General features: G+C 48.2%; 21 protein-coding genes and 2 pseudogenes. 22 read left to right on the top strand and 1 reads right to left on the bottom strand.

Going from position 1 to position 16,085, the window contains the following annotated elements; genetic code table 11:
- Positions 1-111: 111 nt before the first annotated feature.
- From I4V44_RS03500 to I4V44_RS03415, 18 genes and pseudogenes are all read left to right on the top strand, one after another.
- The gene (locus tag I4V44_RS03500; protein WP_196002333.1) at positions 112-867 is read left to right on the top strand and encodes a phage replisome organizer N-terminal domain-containing protein; all 756 of its coding nucleotides are present in this window, start codon (positions 112-114) and stop codon (positions 865-867) included.
- Positions 864-1,727, top strand: a complete 864-nt coding sequence (locus I4V44_RS03495) for an ATP-binding protein (RefSeq protein WP_196002332.1) — start codon at positions 864-866, stop codon at positions 1,725-1,727. The genes I4V44_RS03500 and I4V44_RS03495 overlap by 4 nt, the downstream gene beginning before the upstream one ends.
- 64 nt (positions 1,728-1,791) lie before the next feature.
- Positions 1,792-1,965: a transposon-encoded TnpW family protein gene (locus tag I4V44_RS03490; RefSeq protein WP_431835168.1), complete on the top strand. Its 174-nt coding sequence runs from the start codon at positions 1,792-1,794 to the stop codon at positions 1,963-1,965.
- A 35-nt stretch (positions 1,966-2,000) separates the two neighbouring features.
- Positions 2,001-2,408 carry a hypothetical protein gene (locus tag I4V44_RS03485; RefSeq protein ID WP_431833709.1) on the top strand — a complete coding sequence of 136 codons (408 nt, stop codon included), beginning with the start codon at positions 2,001-2,003 and terminating at the stop codon, positions 2,406-2,408.
- A gap of 86 nt (positions 2,409-2,494) precedes the next feature.
- Positions 2,495-3,304 (top strand): annotated as a pseudogene (locus I4V44_RS03480) (VirD4-like conjugal transfer protein, CD1115 family); the annotation flags it as partial.
- Between the two features lie 233 nt (positions 3,305-3,537).
- Positions 3,538-3,666 (top strand): annotated as a pseudogene (locus I4V44_RS03475) (Maff2 family mobile element protein); the annotation flags it as partial.
- A 175-nt stretch (positions 3,667-3,841) separates the two neighbouring features.
- Complete coding sequence (locus I4V44_RS03470; protein ID WP_002569240.1) at positions 3,842-4,147, top strand: hypothetical protein; 306 nt, start codon at positions 3,842-3,844, stop codon at positions 4,145-4,147.
- Between the two features lie 114 nt (positions 4,148-4,261).
- Positions 4,262-4,750, top strand: coding sequence for a hypothetical protein (locus I4V44_RS03465; protein ID WP_002569239.1), 489 nt, complete (start codon positions 4,262-4,264; stop codon positions 4,748-4,750).
- A 627-nt stretch (positions 4,751-5,377) separates the two neighbouring features.
- Entirely contained in the window at positions 5,378-5,773 is a 396-nt protein-coding gene (locus tag I4V44_RS03460) for a plasmid mobilization protein (RefSeq protein ID WP_002594236.1), read from the top strand.
- Positions 5,745-7,370: a relaxase/mobilization nuclease domain-containing protein gene (locus tag I4V44_RS03455; RefSeq protein ID WP_002594235.1), complete on the top strand. Its 1,626-nt coding sequence runs from the start codon at positions 5,745-5,747 to the stop codon at positions 7,368-7,370. The genes I4V44_RS03460 and I4V44_RS03455 overlap by 29 nt, the downstream gene beginning before the upstream one ends.
- A complete protein-coding gene (locus tag I4V44_RS03450) occupies positions 7,360-7,746 on the top strand; it encodes a cysteine-rich VLP domain-containing protein (protein WP_002594234.1) in 387 nt (128 codons plus the stop codon). Before I4V44_RS03455 ends, I4V44_RS03450 begins: the two co-directional genes overlap by 11 nt.
- A 130-nt stretch (positions 7,747-7,876) precedes the next feature.
- Positions 7,877-8,617 (top strand): replication initiator protein A, encoded by a 741-nt coding sequence (locus I4V44_RS03445; protein ID WP_002594233.1) that lies wholly within the window; start codon positions 7,877-7,879, stop codon positions 8,615-8,617.
- Positions 8,614-9,468 (top strand): ATP-binding protein, encoded by an 855-nt coding sequence (locus tag I4V44_RS03440; protein WP_002594232.1) that lies wholly within the window; start codon positions 8,614-8,616, stop codon positions 9,466-9,468. Before I4V44_RS03445 ends, I4V44_RS03440 begins: the two co-directional genes overlap by 4 nt.
- Positions 9,465-9,659: a transposon-encoded TnpW family protein gene (locus tag I4V44_RS03435; RefSeq protein WP_002594231.1), complete on the top strand. Its 195-nt coding sequence runs from the start codon at positions 9,465-9,467 to the stop codon at positions 9,657-9,659. Before I4V44_RS03440 ends, I4V44_RS03435 begins: the two co-directional genes overlap by 4 nt.
- A gap of 127 nt (positions 9,660-9,786) precedes the next feature.
- Positions 9,787-11,412: a recombinase family protein gene (locus I4V44_RS03430; RefSeq protein WP_002594230.1), complete on the top strand. Its 1,626-nt coding sequence runs from the start codon at positions 9,787-9,789 to the stop codon at positions 11,410-11,412.
- 281 nt (positions 11,413-11,693) lie between these two features.
- Complete coding sequence (locus tag I4V44_RS03425) at positions 11,694-11,966, top strand: helix-turn-helix domain-containing protein (protein WP_002593556.1); 273 nt, start codon at positions 11,694-11,696, stop codon at positions 11,964-11,966.
- Positions 11,926-12,303, top strand: a complete 378-nt coding sequence (locus I4V44_RS03420) for a TnpV protein (RefSeq protein ID WP_005927690.1) — start codon at positions 11,926-11,928, stop codon at positions 12,301-12,303. Before I4V44_RS03425 ends, I4V44_RS03420 begins: the two co-directional genes overlap by 41 nt.
- Before the next feature lie 29 nt (positions 12,304-12,332).
- Positions 12,333-13,295 (top strand): DUF3658 domain-containing protein, encoded by a 963-nt coding sequence (locus I4V44_RS03415; RefSeq protein WP_158365408.1) that lies wholly within the window; start codon positions 12,333-12,335, stop codon positions 13,293-13,295.
- A 61-nt stretch (positions 13,296-13,356) separates the two neighbouring features.
- Here the strand turns inward: I4V44_RS03415 and I4V44_RS03410 are convergent, their stop codons facing one another.
- On the bottom strand, positions 13,357-14,163 hold the full coding sequence (locus I4V44_RS03410) for a helix-turn-helix domain-containing protein (protein WP_196002330.1): 807 nt from the start codon (positions 14,161-14,163) through the stop codon (positions 13,357-13,359).
- Positions 14,164-14,646: 483 nt separating this feature from the next.
- Between I4V44_RS03410 and I4V44_RS03405 the strand changes: the two genes are divergently transcribed.
- The 4 genes from I4V44_RS03405 (at position 14,647) to I4V44_RS03390 (ending at position 16,077) form a co-directional block, all read left to right on the top strand.
- Positions 14,647-14,835 (top strand): hypothetical protein, encoded by a 189-nt coding sequence (locus I4V44_RS03405; RefSeq protein WP_002592123.1) that lies wholly within the window; start codon positions 14,647-14,649, stop codon positions 14,833-14,835.
- Positions 14,832-15,173, top strand: a complete 342-nt coding sequence (locus I4V44_RS03400; protein ID WP_196002329.1) for a DeoR family transcriptional regulator — start codon at positions 14,832-14,834, stop codon at positions 15,171-15,173. The genes I4V44_RS03405 and I4V44_RS03400 overlap by 4 nt, the downstream gene beginning before the upstream one ends.
- Positions 15,166-15,462, top strand: a complete 297-nt coding sequence (locus I4V44_RS03395) for a DUF3847 domain-containing protein (protein WP_009323503.1) — start codon at positions 15,166-15,168, stop codon at positions 15,460-15,462. Before I4V44_RS03400 ends, I4V44_RS03395 begins: the two co-directional genes overlap by 8 nt.
- A 294-nt stretch (positions 15,463-15,756) precedes the next feature.
- Positions 15,757-16,077 carry a TfoX/Sxy family protein gene (locus I4V44_RS03390; protein ID WP_109258346.1) on the top strand — a complete coding sequence of 107 codons (321 nt, stop codon included), beginning with the start codon at positions 15,757-15,759 and terminating at the stop codon, positions 16,075-16,077.
- Positions 16,078-16,085: the final 8 nt, after the last annotated feature.

Here is a 16,085-nt window from a genome sequence, read left to right as displayed (position 1 = left end):
CAAGGCTTTTTTCGGGGGTGTCAAAGGCAGTCTGATAGATTTATCCTCTGCCCCCTAAAATAGCCTTAAAATGCGTACAGAATCCCAAGAGAAACCCCAAGGAGGAACCCTATGTCAGACAACCGAAAATATTATTACCTGAAACTCAAAGAAAACTATTTTGACGATGATTCCATCGTGCTGCTGGAAAGTATGCAGGACGGTGTGCTGTATTCCAACATTCTGCTCAAGCTGTATCTGAAATCGCTGAAACATGGCGGACGGCTTCAACTTGACGAGGACATTCCTTACACGGCGCAGATGATCGCCACCATCACCCGCCAGCAGATCGGCACTGTGGAGAGGGCCTTGCAAATCTTCCTGAAGCTGGGGCTTGTGGAGGTGCTGGACAGCGGCACATTCTACATGAGCAACATCGAACTTTTAATCGGCCAGTCCTCTACCGAGGCTGAGCGAAAGCGGGCTGCGAGGCTACAAAATAAGGCGCTTTCTGCGCTCCGGACAAGTGGCGGACATTTGTCCGACATTCGTCCACCAGAGATAGAGATAGAGTTAGAGAAAGAGATAGAGATAAAGATAAAGAGAGAGATAGAGAAGGTACGCCCTGAAACGGGGCACCCTTCCCACACCTATGGCCGTTACCAGAATGTTTTCCTGACGGATGAAGAACTGGCAGACTTGCAGGCCAGCTTTCCTGCTGTATGGGAACAGTACATCGAAAAACTGTCCGAGTACATGGCTTCTACCGGCAAGCGTTATCAGAGCCATGCAGCGACCATCCGGCGCTGGGCCGGTGAGGACGCGAAGAAAGCAGCCCCGCCCTCTCGCAACCGGGATTACAGCGTAAAGGAGGATGAAACCGTATGATTGAGATTACCGCAGAAATCCGGGCGCTGATTGACAAGGCAGCCGCCGGTGTGGAACTGGCTGAGGACGAGTATATAGACCTGTCAGACGGTCTCATTCACTGTAAAAAGTGCGGCGGCCAGAGGCAGACCGTTGTGCTATGCTTTGGGAAACCCGGCTACTTCATGCCCCGCTGTATCTGCCAGTGTCAGCGGGAGGCCGAGGAACAGCGCAAGGCCGCCGAGGAACGGCAGCGCCGCATGGAGCGCATCAAGCGCCGGAAGGCCCAGGGCCTGCAAGACCGCTATCTGTACGACTACACCTTTGCCAACGACAACGGCCAAAATCCTCTGATGGACAAGGCCCGCGCCTACGTGGAGAACTGGAAGGAGGCATACAGGAACAACACCGGCCTGCTGTTGTTCGGGGATGTGGGAACCGGCAAGTCCTTTTTCGCCGGTTGCATCGCCAACGCCCTACTTGACCGGGATGTGCCTGTGCTGATGACGAACTTTCCCACCATCCTGAACCGCCTGACGGGCATGTTTTCCGAGGACAGGGCCGACTTTATCGCCAGCTTTGACGAATATGACCTGCTTATCATTGACGATCTGGGTGTAGAGCGCAGTACAGAATATGCTATGGAGCAGATGTTTTTCGTCATCGACAGCCGCTATCGCAGCCGCAGACCCATGATTATCACAACAAACTTGAAACTGTCCGAGTTGAAAAACCCGCCTGATCTGGCTCACGCCCGTATCTATGGCCGTATTCTGGAACGGTGTGCGCCGATTCTCTTTGACGGGAAGAATTTCCGGGAAGAAAATGCCGGTGCTACCCGACAGGCAGCAAAAGACATTGTAAACAGTAAGCACGATTGATTTTTTACCGGGCGGCACAGACCCGTTCGGAGAAAGGAGCGCCATGAACAAAGAACCCTGTACTATGCAGGTGTCAGACGCCGCTACTGCGTCCAGAGCGCCGGAAAACACGCCGGCGATGGTAAAGAAAATCGGAAAGACAACCTACAAGGTTCATGTCCATTTCAGCAATACCAGCACAGAAACCATGAGCGATAAAATCAAGCGTATGCTCAAAAATGAAATTCAGCAGATGTGACAGACTGATAAACGAAGCCGCCTTGTGCTAAACTGATGATGGTACGCACCAAAATTTTTGTCAAGGAGGATACGAAAATGCTTTACACAGAAAAAGAGAAGCATGAAATTGAACGAGTAAAGGAGGTCTTTGCGGAACATCTGCGGCAAAGTCCTGATTTTGAACTGCTCTGGTCGGACAAGGTAGGCTATGTCTGGCTGACGATTGGCGTAAATCCGCTTTATGTGGATACTGGCATCAGGATAGAATCAGCCGCTGATCTCTGCGGTAGATGTTTGGATGATGTTGCTACGGATGTTTTATATATGACGGGCAACGATCATGCGCTGGAAGCAGCCGATCCGCTGGAATTGGCCGAAATCAAGCGGCGCTGGGAGCCATATATCAACCAGCTGCCAGACTATGCGTATCTCTGCAAAGACCTGCTGAACGGAAAAATGTAATCTATCAAACGAGGTGTCAGGAGCCATACGGTGCTTCTGGCACCTTTTTTGTAGATTTTTTGTGAATTTGATTAAAAAGTCCTTGACAATTTGTCTCTGGCAAGACAGCGAAAAGTATCCTGATTTCCTGTGGTGCGAGACTTGCGCCAGTTGATATTGCGGAACTTAGGGAGCTGATGAGTTATGACGAGCTGGAACTGGATTTACTGGGAGACAGAAAGACAGCACTGTTTGTCATTATCTCCGATACGGATGATACATTTAATTTTGTTGTATCTATCATGTACACCCAGCTTTTTAACCTGTTATGTGACCGGGCAGATGACGTATATGACGGAAGGCTGCCGATTCATGTGCGCTGCTTATTGGATGAGTTTGCGAACATCGGACAGATTCCAAAATTCGAGAAGCTGATTGCGACGATCCGAAGCCGTGAGATTTCAGCTTCTATTATTTTGCAGTCAAAGAGCCAGTTAAAGGCAATTTATAAGGATAATGCGGACACGATTGAAGGAAATTGTGACACGACACTGTTCCTCGGTGGAAAGGAGAAAACAACCTTAAAAGAGATGGCTGAAATTTTGGGTAAAGAGACCATTGATCTTTACAACACCTCGGATACCAGAGGTTCGCAGCGTTCTTATGGACTGAATTACCAGAAAACAGGGAAGGAGTTGATGAGCCAGGATGAGATTGCAGTCATGGACGGCGGGAAATGTATCATGCAGCTTCGTGGAGTCAGACCGTTTTTCTCTGATAAATTCGACATCTGCAAGCATAAGAACTATAAATACCTGTCGGACTATGACAAAAAGAACCGCTTTGATATTGAAAAATATTTAAGCACCAATCTTGTAATGAAGCCGGATGAAGAGGTGGAAGTCTACAGGATGTAACCAGTAAACGGACAACTTCCCGACAAGTTGTCGCAAAGTTAAGGGAGGAAACAATGGATGTTTATGGAAGAAAAAAGCAGCCGATACCCCATCGGTCAAAATGAAAGTAACGGCTGCAGCTATGTCGGATTTTCCATAAGAAAAATCCTGTACCTATACTATCACAAAAGGCAGGGTTTTAACAGTGTTTTTTGCTCCCTTTCTCTAAAAAAGAAAGGATTAAAGGTACACATATGGCATTTTTTACTACAGCGATTACTACTTTAAAAACACTGGTCTGTGCAATCGGAGCCGGACTTGCGGCATGGGGTGTTATCAACCTGTTGGAAGGGTATGGAAATGACAATCCCGGAGCAAATGCTCATGTGCGGTAAAGTAATAAAAAGATTTAGGTAGCCGCCTTAACTATTCCTAAATAAGATAATATGCACAGTATTTTCTCGTAAATAGAAAATAAATTATTGCATTTTACCAATTATTATGTTAAAATGACAATGTAACAAAGAGCTATGTATTTTTAAGGAAAGGGAGGAACTTATGAATTTAAGAAAATCTATTTTAGCACTTTCAGTAGTAGCTGGAATTGTAGCTGCTCCAATGACTGTATTTGCCGCTCATACTCATAGTTGGGGTTCTCCCCAGTACTATGGATATGAAGATGAAATGCCTGGTATATATGATGACTGGGATAAATGTGCGACACGTCATGTATATAATTACAAACAATGTTTAATTTGTGGAGAAGTAAGCATTTATGAAGTTGAGACGATTGAAATGTCTCACAAATGGGTGAATGGTGCATGTGTATATTGCAACAAAGGTTACGCGAAAGAGATAAATTAACATAGTATCATTACCGGCAAGTTTATGATCAAAAAATAGAAAGCATTGAGAATATTTCAAAATTTCTTGAAAGTACTCTCAGTGCTTTCTTTGATAATATGAAAGGAGAAATAAATGCAAAAAAAACAACTTTCTGTATTAGTACTAATTATTTTATGCTTTTTATTAGGATGTAACAGAGAAACACCAAAAGATGAATCTCAACAAAATTATGAAGATGAATCTAATATTTCTAAAACAAATGGAGAAGAACTTGTAAATATAAACAGTGAATTGTTAGGTTCGACTCCTTTTGATATCCAAATCGATAAAACAGCATTGCAGACTAGAAAAGAAACAGAAACAGAAGTTACAATAAAGACAAATTTAACAGACTGGGGTTATACTGTTTCTTCTGAAAAAGGGAAAATATCTGATATAAATAAAAATTCATTCATATATATAGCACCTAAAGATGAGAGGGATGATACTATAAAAATACAATTATCGGACTATGAAAATGGCATATCATATGAATATACAATTCCACTTATTTTTGCGGGAAACAATGAACATTCTTTAGATAAATTCAAGGAAAATCTTTCAAGATTACCTAATAGTTAGTAAAGAGTCGATAGACTAAAGTACCACCATCCTCTTTTATTTCAACTGAATATCCATCCCGCCGCACCGCAGCGGCACATGAAGCAGTAAATCCGAAAAAGATTTGCTGCTTTTTTTGCGTCCATTTTTGGCAAATTTCCAAAAGTTCCGTATTAGACAGTGAAACCAAAAAAGGCTGCCATTTTTTTCAGACAGCGGGCAAAACGCAGCTTCCGAAACGCCTTATTGTCGGGAAAGACCGAGCCGCCGGAAAAGTTCTTGCCGGAAAGTCCGTCCATTCTGCTCTTTTGTGGTTTGTAGGGAGTAAGGGAAAAACGCCAGCCCGCAGCCTTTTATAAAAAAAGCTGGTTATAGATTTTCTGAAAAAGTGGCAGTAGCAAGTGAACGGCAGGCCGGCAGTTTCTTAGAGCAAGATTCTACCGAGGTGCCAAAATTCGCTTATCGCTCATTTTGCCCCTGCGGGAATCTTGTTGGGGAGTGCCTTCCCCAAACCCTGCTTATGCGGCTTGCGCCGCTGAAAAACCCCTCAAAATATTTTTCGGATTTTTCAAAAACAGTTCCGCTTCACACCCTGTTTTTCTCCTATTAGTGAGAGGACACCACGCACAGAAAGGAGGTCAACCACCTATGAAACGATACAACACGCCGCACCGCAGCCGGGTAGTCAAAACACGCATGACCGAGGAAGAATACGCCGAGTTTGCCCAGCGGCTTTCTGCTTACCACATGAGCCAAGCCGAGTTTATCCGGCAAGCCATAACCGGGGCAGCCATACGCCCCATCATAACCGTTTCCCCCATCAATGACGAGCTGCTTGCCGCTGTCGGGAAGCTGACCGCCGAATACGGGAGGATCGGCGGCAACTTAAACCAGATAGCCCGGACGCTGAACGAGTGGCACAGTCCCTATCCGCAGCTTGCCGGGGAGGTACGGGCGGCGGTTTCCGACCTTGCTGCCCTAAAGTTTGAAGTCTTGCAGAAAGTGGGTGACGCTGTTGGCAACATTCAAACATATCAGCTCTAAAAACGCCGACTATGGCGCAGCGGAAGCCTATCTCACATTTGAGCATGACGAGTTTACCATGAAAGCCACCCTTGATGAAAACGGGCGGCTGATACCGAGGGAGGATTACCGCATTTCTTCCCTCAACTGCGGGGGCGAGGATTTCGCTGTTGCCTGTATGCGAGCCAATCTCCGCTATGAGAAAAACCAAAAACGGGAAGATGTGAAAAGCCACCACTATATCATCAGCTTTGACCCACGGGACGGGACAGACAACGGCTTGACCGTAGACCGGGCGCAGGAGCTGGGCGAGCAGTTCTGCAAGGAGCATTTCCCCGGACACCAAGCCCTAATCTGCACCCACCCGGACGGGCATAACCACAGCGGGAATATCCATGTGCATATCGTCATCAACTCCCTGCGGATTTACGAAGTCCCGCTTCTGCCCTACATGGACAGACCAGCCGACACGCTGGAGGGCTGCAAGCACCGCTGCACCAACGCCGCTATGGAATATTTCAAGAGCGAAGTCATGGAAATGTGCCACCGGGAGGGGCTTTACCAAATCGACCTCTTGAACGGCAGCAAGGAACGGATAACCGAACGGGAATACTGGGCGGCAAAGAAAGGGCAGCTTGCCCTTGACAAAGAGAACGCCGCCAGAGAAGCCGCCGGACAGCCGACCAAGCCCACCAAGTTTGAAACGGACAAGGCGAAGCTGCGCCGGACGATACGGCAGGCACTTTCCCAAGCTGGCAGCTTTGACGAGTTTTCTTCCCTTTTGCTGCGGGAGGGTGTGACCGTCAAGGAGAGCCGGGGGCGGCTTTCCTACCTCACGCCGGACAGGACAAAGCCTATCACAGCCCGAAAGCTGGGGGACGATTTTGACAAGGCTGCTGTCCTTGCCCTGCTCACGCAGAACGCCCACAGAGCTGCCGAACAGACCAAAGCCATACCCGAATACCCTGCCGCAGTTAAAAAGCCGTTACAAGGGGAAAAAGCTGCAAAAACCACCCCGGCAGACAACACCTTGCAGCGCATGGTTGACCGGGAAGCCAAGCGAGCCGAGGGCAAGGGCGTGGGCTATGACCGCTGGGCGGCAAAGCACAACCTAAAGCAAATGGCAGCTACCGTTACCGCCTATCAGCAGTACGGCTTTTCCTCCCCGGAGGAACTGGACGAAGCCTGTTCTGCCGCCTATGCCGCCATGCAGGAAAGCCTTGCGTGGTTGAAGCAGGTGGAAAAGACGCTGAACGGGAAAAAGGAGCTGCAACGGCAGGTGCTTGCCTATTCCAAGACCCGCCCTGTCCGGGACGGGCTGAAACAGCAGAAAAACGCCAAAGCAAAAGCAGCCTACCGTCAGAAGCATGAAAGTGACTTTATCATAGCAGACGCAGCCGCCCGCTATTTCAGGGAGAACGGCATTTCCAAGCTGCCGAGCTATAAATCCCTGCAAGCAGAGATTGAAAGCCTTATCAAAGAGAAAAACAGCGGCTACAACGATTACCGGGCAAAACGGGAGGAGTACCGCCGCTTGCAGACTGTCAAGGGCAATATCGACCAGATTTTACGCCGGAGCGAGCCGCAGCGCAGAAAGGAGCAGAGCCATGAACGGTAATATCCCCCGCATGGACTACCGCCAGTACCGGGCAGCCCGCCGCCTTGTGCATGAGTGCTGCAACTATGACAGCGGGAACTGCCTGCTGTTGGAGGACGGCGAGCCTTGCGTGTGTGTACAGAGTATCAGCTATTCGCTGCTCTGCCGCTGGTTTACCGCCGCTGTCCTGCCCCTTGATGAAGCACTGGAAGCCGCCCTCTTGCGCCGGGGAAGCCGGAAACGCTGCGCTGTCTGCGGGGCGTTCTTCTTCCCAAAATCCAACCGGGGGAAATACTGCCCGGACTGCGCCGGACGCATGAAGCGGATAAACGCCGCCAAACGGAAGCGGAAACAAAGGGAGAAATGTCACGCTTTAGGGCATTTCAAACCCGCATAAATCAAGGCTTTTTTGGAGGGTGTCAAAGGGTGCGTGATACATTTATCCTTTTCCCTTAAAAACGCCCCCTAAAAGCGTAACAGAACCCACAGACAGACACCACAAGGAGGTGAACCCTATCGCTGATTATATGACCGCAGGAACGGAGCTGCCCGCTTACCTGCCTTACCCCCGTTTCCTGCTGGAAACAGACCTATCCCACACCGCAAGAGAGTTATATGCGCTGCTGTTAGACCGTTCCACCCTTTCGCAGAAGAACGGCTGGCAGGACAGCGAGGGACGGACATACATTGTCTACCCCATAGCAGAGATAGCGGAAATGCTGGATAAAGGCTGCACCACCATAAAGGGCGCACTGAACGAACTGGACGCTGCCGGGCTGCTGGAACGCAGACGGACGGGCTTTTCTGCCGCCAACCGTCTGTATGTGAAAGTGCCGCCTATCCCAGTGGTACAGTTTTCCGACCAACTGACGGACGGAAAACCGCCCCTCATAAGGGCGGGAAACCGACCAACTGACAGCCGGAAAACTGACCTTATGACGGTCGGAAAACCGTCCCCTAACCAAACTAATATAAACAACCTAATAGAGAGCCAAACAAAAGGAGCGAGTGAGGGGCAGCCCCCCGCCGCTTATGGCAGATATAAAAATGTATTTCTTTCTGACACAGAACTTTTGGAGCTGGAACAGGACTTCCCCGGCAAGTGGGAGTATTACCTTGACCGCCTTTCCTGCCACATCGCTTCCACCGGGAAGCAGTACCAGAGCCATGCAGCCACCATTTACAAGTGGGCGCAGGAGGACGCTGCCAAAGAGAAGCCAAAGAAAGGCATACCGGACTATTCATTCAAGGAGGGAGAAAGCCTATGACCGATACAATCCACAACACCATACTGCCTATGACCGACACCACAGCCGAGCCGGAGGATTACACCGGGGAGGACGGGCTTTTATACTGCGGCAAATGCCGGAAACCCAAAGAAGCCTATTTCCCGGAGGGCAAGACCTTTTTCGGGCGTGACCGCCACCCGTCAGAGTGCGACTGCCAGCGGGCAGCCCGTAAGGAACGGGAAGCCGCCGAGAAGCGGCGCAGCCACCTTGAAACGGTGGAACGGCTGAAACGGCAGGGCTTTACAGACAAGACCATGCAGGACTGGACATTTGCCAACGATAACGGCAGCTGCCCGCAGATGAAGAACGCCGCCGGATATGTGGCACGCTGGGAACAGATAAAGGACGGGAACTACGGGCTGCTCTTGTGGGGCAGGGTAGGCACTGGGAAAAGCTATTTTGCCGGGTGTATTGCAAACGCCCTCATGGAGCAGGAAGTCCCGGTGTGCATGACAAACTTTGCAGCAATATTAAACGACCTTGCCGCCAGCTTTGCGGGCAGGAACGAATATATTTCCCGCCTTTGCAGCTTCCCCCTGCTCATCATTGACGATTTTGGAATGGAGCGTGGCACAGAATACGGTCTGGAACAGGTCTACAATGTGATTGACAGCCGCTACCGGAGCAGGAAGCCGCTGATTGTGACGACCAACCTCACGCTGGAGGAATTGCAGCACCCGGAGGACACCGCCCACGCCCGGATTTATGACCGCCTGCTTGAAATGTGTTCCCCTCTCTGCTTTACCGGGGAGAATTTGAGGAAAGCCGCCGCACAGGGAAAAATGGAACAGCTGAAACGGCTGCTTGCCGGAAAGGAGATTTGCCTATGACCGACACCCAGAGAAACAAACGCCCTGCCCGCCGCCCGGACTGCGTGACCGAAACGAGGATAGGCAACACAATCCTTGTGGTGTCTGGCTTTTTCAAGGAGGGGGCGACCGACACCGCCGCTGACAAGATGATGAAAGTGCTGGAAGCAGAAGCCGCCGCCGGATATTTGACCTGTGATAAGCCTGATTGAAAAACCGTCATTTTTACCGACCGTAAAGAAGCAGATTTGACGCTTTTGCCGCTATACAGACAGCCGCCCCATGTGGTACAATCAAGGTACGGAATAGTGGGGCTGGCTGTCGGAAACGGAGGAATTTATGTTAAGACAGACCACCCAGCAACTCATTACCGCCCTTTACCCAAGACTGTCCCATGAGGACGAGCTGCAAGGCGAGAGCAATTCCATTTCCAACCAAAAGAGGATTTTGGAAACCTATGCCAAACAGAATGGATTTTCTAATCTGCGCTGGTACACCGACGACGGTTATTCCGGTGCGAACTTTCAAAGACCCGGATTTCAAGCCATGCTTGCAGACATTGAAGCAGGGAAAGTCGGGACAGTTATCGTCAAGGATATGTCGAGGTTAGGGCGAAACTACTTACAGGTGGGAATGTACACAGAAATGATTTTCCCACAGAAAGGTGTCCGCTTCATCGCTATCAATGACGGAGTGGACAGCGCACAGGGGGAAAATGATTTTGCCCCGCTGCGGAACATTTTTAACGAATGGCTGGTGAGAGATACGAGCAAGAAAATCAAGGCAGTAAAACGCTCTAAGGGCATGAGCGGAAAGCCCATCACAAGCAAGCCCGTCTATGGCTACCTCATGGACGAGGACGAAAACTTTATCATTGACGAGGAAGCCGCCCCGGTGGTACGGCAGATTTACAGCCTTTGCCTTGCCGGGAACGGTCCGACCAAGATAGCCCGTATGCTGACCGAGCAGCAAATCCCCACGCCGGGGACGCTGGAATACCGCAGGACGGGCAGCACCCGCCGCTACCACCCCGGCTATGAGTGCAAGTGGGCGACCAATACCGTGGTTCATCTGCTGGAAAACCGGGAATATACGGGCTGTCTGGTAAACTTTAAGACCGAGAAGCCGTCCTACAAGCTGAAACACAGCATAGAAAATCCCCCGGAAAAGCAGGCGGTTTTTGAGAACCACCATGAGCCTATCATTGACCGGGAAACGTGGGAACGGGTGCAGGAGTTACGCAAGCAGCGCAAACGCCCCAACCGTTATGACGAAGTGGGCTTGTTCTCCGGCATACTCTTTTGTGCCGACTGCGGCAGCGTCATGTACCAGCAGCGATACCAGACGGACAAGCGCAAGCAGGACTGTTATATCTGCGGAAGCTACAAGAAACGCACCGCCGACTGCACAGCGCACTTTATCCGCACTGACCTCTTGACCGCTGGCGTACTCTCCAATCTGCGGAAAGTTACCAGCTATGCGGCAAAGCATGAAGCCCGGTTTATGAAGCTTTTAATCGAGCAGAATGAGGACGGGGACAGACGCAGGAACGCCGCCAAGAAAAAGGAGCTGGAAGCCGCCGAGAAACGCATAGCCGAGTTATCTGCTATCTTCAAGCGGCTGTATGAGGACAGCGTAACCGGGCGCATATCGGACGAGCGTTTCACAGAGCTGTCGGCAGACTATGAAGCCGAGCAGAAAGAACTGAAAGAACGTGCCGCCAGACTGCGGGAAGAACTTTCCAAAGCGCAGGAAGCCACCGCAAACGCTGAAAAGTTTATGAATGTGGTACGCAGGCACACTACCATTGAAGAACTTACCCCTACTCTGCTGCGGGAGTTTGTGGAGAAAATCGTTGTCCATGAAAGCGTTGCCCTTGACGGGAAACGCCGGGGCAAGTTACGCAGACAGGAAATCGAAATCTATTATTCTTTTGTCGGCAAGGTAGAACTGCCCGACACCTAACCGCCCGACCTATCCGACATACCTCATGTGCCGGATAGGAACGGCAAAATTTTTTACACTTCTATTACTTCTTTATCACACATAAGCAAAATCGCAAGGAATTAAGCAGTTCATGGCTAATTAGTTGGAACAAAAAACGAAAGGAAAAGCACAATCCAGACGGTATCAGCGGCAGGCTACAAGAATAAATTGTGATTTCACAAGATTGGTGCTATAATAAGAGAAAAGTTCCTGCCGGGGCAGCCGCCCCGGTGGTATAGATAGAAAGGCAGGAAAACAATATGCACATCAGCTATAAGCCACTCTGGCACACACTGTTAGAGCGTGATATGAGAAAAGAGGATTTAAGGCTTGCCGCTGGTATGACAACAAATATGATTGCCAACATGAGCAAAGAGGGAAAGCACATCAGCATGGATACATTAGCCCGTATCTGCGAAACGCTGAATTGTGAGATTACCGATGTGATTGAGTTAGTACCAGACGAGCCTGCTTCCACAGGAGGTAAGGAACATGAGCGAATTGAAACCAAGAATAACGGAAAACGGAATTGATTATATCCTTGTCGGAGATTATTACATCCCGGACTTGAAACTGCCGGAGGAACACCGCCCTATCGGAAAGTACGGACGGATGCACCGGGAATATTTAAGGGAAGTCCACCCAGCCAGATTGAATACATTGATACTGACCGGGGAATTGTGGACATATCTTGCAGACCTGAACGAACAGGCACAGGAACGGTTAGACACCATCATGGAGCAGATGAAAACTGCCGAGGGCGTAACCGAGGAATTGAAGCGTACCCACCAAATGGAATGGGTGCAGCGTTGCAATAACATTCATAACCGGGCAGAAGAAATTGTTTTGCATGAGATGATTTATTCATAACGGGAGCAATTAAATCGGAGGTATATAAGATGATTGAAATTGTATTTGGTGAAAGTGCCTGTGGAAGTTTGAAAATTGCCCAAACTTACGGCAAGGGAAAGTATAGAGGAAGTGCTGTTTCAATATTTATGAGGCATGAAGACGGGAGTGTTCCATCTTCAGATGAAATGAAAAAAGCACAGCTTCAAGCACAGGAACAAGAACACATTGCTTGGGAGAATGCTATTCCATTGGGAGGCAAGAGCTGTGATGTTTATTGTTTTGATATGGCTCTTAGTGTGGGAGATATTTCTGATAATGGAATTGGCGAACAGCGGAAAAATGTTTTCAAGAAAATGCTGTCTGTCTGCTTTGTAGAGGATTTAGATTATCAGGTTGAAGAAAAAATACAGAAAATTAAAACTACATTGACCTCAGTGATTGAACGATATGTAGCTGGGGAAGAAATTCGCATTTGGTATAGCTATAATCCAGATGAGCTTTGTGGTATGTATTGGCTTATGAAACAACTTCAACCCTTAAACTGCCAGACAACAATTTATTTGGTTAAGTTACCTACATGGGAATATGGAAAAGAAAATACTATGACATCCAAAATAGCATGGGGCGAGGTCTCTCCTGGCGAATGGGGAAACTATATAACTCTACAAGAGAAAGCTAATCCTGTATTTCTTTCAGCTTGTGCTATGAAATGGAATCAACTTCAAAATGAAAATGCACCTTTGCGTGCAATGTTAAATGGTAAATTGCAAAGCGTTTCAGAAGATATATATGATAGTTTCATTCTTCGTGAAATTGCGGAACAGCCAGAGCAATTCAAAATGGCTATTGTCATAGGTAATGTTTTAGGAAAATATCAACTTGGAATTAGTGATGTATGGATTTCCAATCGCATTGATAAAATGCTTGAAGATGGTGTGTTGGAAATTATACAGGACGCACCAAAGGGAGAAACAAATTATCGCCGAATATTAAGAAAACGAATGAAGTAATAACCACAGCACAAACCGCTGCTACATGGAATCCAACAAACCATGCAACAGCGGTTTTCCTTTACCGTTTTTTCCTCTGGTTGATAGGCGTTCCCGTTTTCTTTGATTTTTGGAGAATCCGAATAAGCCAGCGAAATTCTTCATCTGACAGATTTTTATAGTTGATACCGAGCTGCTTGCAGTAAAGCACTGCCAGTTTTTCCAAACGGCTGCCCTTGAAATTTTCGACCGCTTCCAGATTTTCTTTCAGTTCATTGGCAACAGTGGTGTGGGGCGCACTCTCACTATCCTTTTTATGGGTTTCCCGAATATCCCGGATAATCAGGTTTAGGTCATCCAGAACCATGTGGCTGAAATATTCATCATCACTGATATGGGCGGCTTGCAGCACTTTCAAATGTGGGTCATCTTCGCCAGGGCGATACCGTTCTATGATTTCATGTCGGACAGTATCGACAAGGGTGTTGAGGTTTTGAATCTGCATGGTGGCAATCCCATCCACATAAATCTCAATGTCCGCAAGAAACTTGATAAAGTCCTTATGGGTGGCAAGTTCGCAGAGCAGACGGTTGTTGATCCGACCGCTTTTCAGAAGTGCAACCATTTCATCGTTCAAATGCAGCTCCGTCAGTGGCGTGTTGATCTGCTCCCTGTTCTCTGTCCGGCACAGCAGATAATCGACGGAAACCCCATAGAAGTCTGCCAGCGTGATAAGGTTGCCATGATTGATTTCCTTAAAATCTTCTTTTTCATAACTGCCAAGGGCTGATTTAGAAATACCCGTTAGTTTTGATAGTTCTTCCAGATTTAAGCCTTTGTCCTTGCGGAGTTCCCAAAGGCGTTCCTGTATGCTTGTTGCTCCTTTCATGGGCACACGCTCCTTTCCAACGGTTTCATTGCTGCCGCTTATCTGGATTATATCACACTTTCCGTAATCGTGGAAATTTCTGATTTTTACCCTTAATTCCTACTTTGTGGACATACGGCACAGGGCACAAAAATGTTCTATGATACAGGTAGTTCATCGATGGATTATTCCAATCGAATGACCAGCCTGTGTGGGATATGCTTCCCCGGCGATGTAGCGCCATGAATTTTGGCAGGGATATGGAGGAACCCTGACCAAAACGAGCGTACCAAAGGGAGCGATACGCCGCTGTGAGATTCAGGGGAGGAACGACACCGGGGAGAACTGGCGAACTGACACCGAAATGATACCGAAACACGACAATCTAATAGGGGGATAGTCTACCCTATCGCTGATACTTCGGGAGATTTTAAGCGGCTCTATGGCTGTAATTTTGCCGAAAATCGCCCCGAAACCATACACTAAAACGGGAGGAAGCGCAATATGCCGAGAATGAGCAAAAAGAGGAAGCATGAGCTTTCTTTTTACCTCAATGACCGGGGGCGTGTCACTTACAACGAATTATGCCGGAAATGCCAGCATGGGTGCAGGCAGAGCTTCCGGGCGGTTGTGGTTGACTGCCCCCGTTATTTATCCAAACGAGCAAAGAAAAAGGAGGAACACACCGAATGAATTTTGAATTTATGACGATAGACACACCACTGCCGCCCTGTATGCCATTTCCCAGAGCGTTGACAGGATTTCCAGTCAGCAGCACCGCAAAGGTCATGTACTGCCGGATGCTGGACGCTATGCAATCCAAAGGGCAGGAGGACGAGAACGGAATCCTGTTTGTCTGCTTCCCTGTCACAGCCATTGCCGCAGTCCTGTCCCGCAGTCCTATGACGGTCAAGCGTTCTTTGAATGAACTGGAAAACGCAGGACTTATCATGCGGGTGCGTCAGGGCGTTGGAGAGCCGAACAGGATTTATGTGCTGATACCGGGAAAGGAGGACGCTGCCCTTGCCTGATAGCTCAAAACTTGAAAAGCTCAACCGGGAGCTGGAGAAAAGCGAAAAGAAACTGCGGAAAGCTATCAATGATGAAAAGGCATTGCAGCATCAGTTGAAGCAGCTTACCCGAAAGGAACGGACGCACCGGCTCTGTACTCGTGGCGGTATGCTGGAAAGTTTTCTGCAAGAGCCGGAACGCCTGACAGATGATGATATCATGCTGTTGTTGAAACTCATTTTTCACAGACAGGACACGCAGGAACTATTGAAAAAACTGCTGGAACGGAAGAAGCCGGAAACCCCTTAGTTTACTCAGGGCGCAATTATACACCACCCAGAGGTTGGTGCATTGCGTTCTCCGAAGGCTCCTCGCCGGAGGGCTGTGATTTTCCGCAGTCATGGTCTGCTCCAAATCAAACAGGGGACGCTACGCTTCCCCTGCGCTGGCTGCCGCCAGCTACCCTTTTGTGGACTTGCCATCTGGGGACACCTTGCGTTGCAAGCTGTTCCCAGCCGACAAGTTTCATAAAATATGCTATCTTTTCGATAAGCAATAAAGTATAATGAAGTCAGTAATAAATTTAGAAATTGAGGTAAAGTTATGGCATCCAGCAAAGAATATTTAGAATTTATTTTAGGTCAGTTATCTGACTTGAATGAAATTACCTATCGAGCTATGATGGGCGAATTTGTCATTTATTATTGTGGTAAGATTGTAGGCGGTATCTATGATGATAGATTACTTGTCAAACCAGTAAAATCAGCAATAAGTTATATGCCAACGGTTTCGTATGAGTTACCTTACGAGGGAGCAAAAGAAATGTTGTTGGTAGATGAAGTTGATAATAAAGAGTTTTTGACAGGATTGTTTAATGCTATGTATGAAGAATTGCCTACCCCTAAATCGAAAAAGAAGAAATAATAAAATAA

This window comes from Blautia sp. 1001283B150304_161114_C9, assembly GCF_015668165.1.
Classification (GTDB): Bacteria; Bacillota; Clostridia; order Lachnospirales; family Lachnospiraceae; genus Blautia_A; species Blautia_A wexlerae.
Note: the sequence above shows the minus strand (reverse complement) of the source record. Positions and strands in the feature narration are given on the sequence as shown.

Excerpts from the sequence above, each read along its gene's own strand:
- I4V44_RS03500 (WP_196002333.1), top strand. The coding sequence starts at position 112 with ATGTCAGACAACCGAAAATATTATTACCTGAAACTCAAAGAAAACTAT.
- I4V44_RS03495 (WP_196002332.1), top strand. The coding sequence starts at position 864 with ATGATTGAGATTACCGCAGAAATCCGGGCGCTGATTGACAAGGCAGCC.
- I4V44_RS03490 (WP_431835168.1), top strand. The coding sequence starts at position 1,792 with ATGCAGGTGTCAGACGCCGCTACTGCGTCCAGAGCGCCGGAAAACACG.
- I4V44_RS03485 (WP_431833709.1), top strand. The coding sequence starts at position 2,001 with ATGATGGTACGCACCAAAATTTTTGTCAAGGAGGATACGAAAATGCTT.
- I4V44_RS03470 (WP_002569240.1), top strand. The coding sequence starts at position 3,842 with ATGAATTTAAGAAAATCTATTTTAGCACTTTCAGTAGTAGCTGGAATT.
- I4V44_RS03465 (WP_002569239.1), top strand. The coding sequence starts at position 4,262 with ATGCAAAAAAAACAACTTTCTGTATTAGTACTAATTATTTTATGCTTT.
- I4V44_RS03460 (WP_002594236.1), top strand. The coding sequence starts at position 5,378 with ATGAAACGATACAACACGCCGCACCGCAGCCGGGTAGTCAAAACACGC.
- I4V44_RS03450 (WP_002594234.1), top strand. The coding sequence starts at position 7,360 with ATGAACGGTAATATCCCCCGCATGGACTACCGCCAGTACCGGGCAGCC.
- I4V44_RS03445 (WP_002594233.1), top strand. The coding sequence starts at position 7,877 with ATGACCGCAGGAACGGAGCTGCCCGCTTACCTGCCTTACCCCCGTTTC.
- I4V44_RS03440 (WP_002594232.1), top strand. The coding sequence starts at position 8,614 with ATGACCGATACAATCCACAACACCATACTGCCTATGACCGACACCACA.
- I4V44_RS03435 (WP_002594231.1), top strand. The coding sequence starts at position 9,465 with ATGACCGACACCCAGAGAAACAAACGCCCTGCCCGCCGCCCGGACTGC.
- I4V44_RS03430 (WP_002594230.1), top strand. The coding sequence starts at position 9,787 with ATGTTAAGACAGACCACCCAGCAACTCATTACCGCCCTTTACCCAAGA.
- I4V44_RS03425 (WP_002593556.1), top strand. The coding sequence starts at position 11,694 with ATGCACATCAGCTATAAGCCACTCTGGCACACACTGTTAGAGCGTGAT.
- I4V44_RS03420 (WP_005927690.1), top strand. The coding sequence starts at position 11,926 with ATGAGCGAATTGAAACCAAGAATAACGGAAAACGGAATTGATTATATC.
- I4V44_RS03415 (WP_158365408.1), top strand. The coding sequence starts at position 12,333 with ATGATTGAAATTGTATTTGGTGAAAGTGCCTGTGGAAGTTTGAAAATT.
- I4V44_RS03410 (WP_196002330.1), bottom strand. The coding sequence starts at position 14,163 with ATGAAAGGAGCAACAAGCATACAGGAACGCCTTTGGGAACTCCGCAAG.
- I4V44_RS03405 (WP_002592123.1), top strand. The coding sequence starts at position 14,647 with ATGCCGAGAATGAGCAAAAAGAGGAAGCATGAGCTTTCTTTTTACCTC.
- I4V44_RS03400 (WP_196002329.1), top strand. The coding sequence starts at position 14,832 with ATGAATTTTGAATTTATGACGATAGACACACCACTGCCGCCCTGTATG.
- I4V44_RS03390 (WP_109258346.1), top strand. The coding sequence starts at position 15,757 with ATGGCATCCAGCAAAGAATATTTAGAATTTATTTTAGGTCAGTTATCT.